Source organism: Oscillospiraceae bacterium (assembly GCA_035353335.1).
GTDB lineage: Bacteria > Bacillota > Clostridia > Oscillospirales > JAKOTC01 > DAOPZJ01.
The window spans coordinates 1-1,469 of sequence record DAOPZJ010000128.1 but is presented as its reverse complement, the minus strand read 5'-3'; the positions used below and the strand labels follow the sequence as shown (position 1 = coordinate 1,469).

The window sequence follows — 1,469 nt, the reverse complement described above, 5'->3', positions numbered from 1 at the left end:
TATCAGGCGTGGTATCTGTGGGGCTGGTGCCGCGACCGCGAGGACTACCGCACTTTCCGCATTTCGCGTGTCAAGCGGGTTGCTGTCACCGAGGAGACCTTTGACCGCTTCCGCAAACGTGAACCGAAATTGCAAAAGGGCAGTGACGGCGAGACCGGGTATAAGCCCAACATCCGCTGCGTGCTGCAATTCACCGAAGATGCTTTATACCGCCTATACGACGATTACGACGACGACCGGATTCACGACAACGGCGACGGCACTTATAAAGTCGAAGTCGATTTCCCCGAGGACGGTTGGGTCTACGGCTATATCTTCTCGTTCGGAACCGCCGTCAAGGTGCTTTCCCCGCCCCATTTGCAAAAAATTATCAAGGAAAAGAGCGGGAAAATTCATGAGTATTATTCGGATTGTTGTTAATACAGCGCCGCCATACTTTCAAAATGAAAGCCGAGGAATCAAAAATGGCAGATATATCACCGTTTGAAAACATCATATCAACCCTTCCGCAAGCGTTCAAAGATGAAATAACGGCAACGGATTCATACTTAAAAACCATGCGTCCGTTAAGATTTAAGCGCTCCGTTGACACAAAGGCGAAGAAAATTACTTATGTCGCCTCCGATTACGGCATTTCCTACATGTTCAAAATCTCCGGTACTGAACCGGCGCATAACTTTCAGTGGTACATCGTTTGCGGCGGCAAGCCGGAAACCTGGCACCGCAGAGCCGACTGCATGGAGGAAACGCTGACTTTTATCGCAAAAACGGATCATCCGTTGACTGAGCGCATTTTTTACGCATTAAAAACCTGCCCCGGCTTCGACAACTGTTACGGCCAAAGATGCCTTACGAGAACGGTTTATTCCTTTGACGGCCAAAAAAAGCTGACCTGCCACGGAAGAGTCGAACTCGGTTTGAGCCGGAACGATTTTTGTGACGCGAGGGAGTTTATATGCTGTTTCAACGAACTTGTAAAAATGAAAACAGCAAACGGAGAACCGCTTCCGGAAAAGATCATCGTCTGCAAAACAAAGCGGTCGTTGTAACATAAAGAGTTGAATCATCAAAAATACATTTCTGAATATTGACAATCAGTTGTCAGGTTTCACTTGATAAAATAAAACCATCAATTGGGAAAGGGTTTTGAAAATGGAACCGAAACTGATTAAAAAAAAGAAATTGGCCCTTGCCGGACTTTGGGGCGATGGCAGAATGACCGCCGGGCTCTGGCAGGATTTTGAGGAGAAGGCCGAAAATTCCGGATTTATCGCAGCCGACAACTGCAGCTGGGAGATTCGCACCGACGGGGAAACCGGGAGAGATTGCTTTGTCGGTTTCGCGGTCGAAGAAAAAGCGCCGAGAGGTTTTCAAGCGGTCACGCTTCCGGGCTCAGAATACGCGGTTTTCGACGTCGCGGTCGCCAACGGCTACACCAGCGAAAACGCCAACATGAGCGCCTGGCTTGA

The 1,469-nt window shown here is 48.9% G+C and carries 3 protein-coding genes; all 3 read left to right on the top strand.

Annotated elements, in window-relative coordinates:
• The coding region (locus tag PKH29_12945) for a WYL domain-containing protein (GenBank protein ID HNX15747.1) at positions 1–420 on the top strand (420 nt) is incomplete at its 5' end.
• A 44-nt stretch (positions 421–464) separates the two neighbouring features.
• Complete coding sequence (locus PKH29_12940) at positions 465–1,049, top strand: hypothetical protein (protein HNX15746.1); 585 nt, start codon at positions 465–467, stop codon at positions 1,047–1,049.
• A gap of 103 nt (positions 1,050–1,152) precedes the next feature.
• The coding region (locus tag PKH29_12935; GenBank protein ID HNX15745.1) for a hypothetical protein at positions 1,153–1,469 on the top strand (317 nt) is incomplete at its 3' end.

Excerpts from the sequence above, each read along its gene's own strand:
- PKH29_12940 (HNX15746.1), top strand. The coding sequence starts at position 465 with ATGGCAGATATATCACCGTTTGAAAACATCATATCAACCCTTCCGCAA.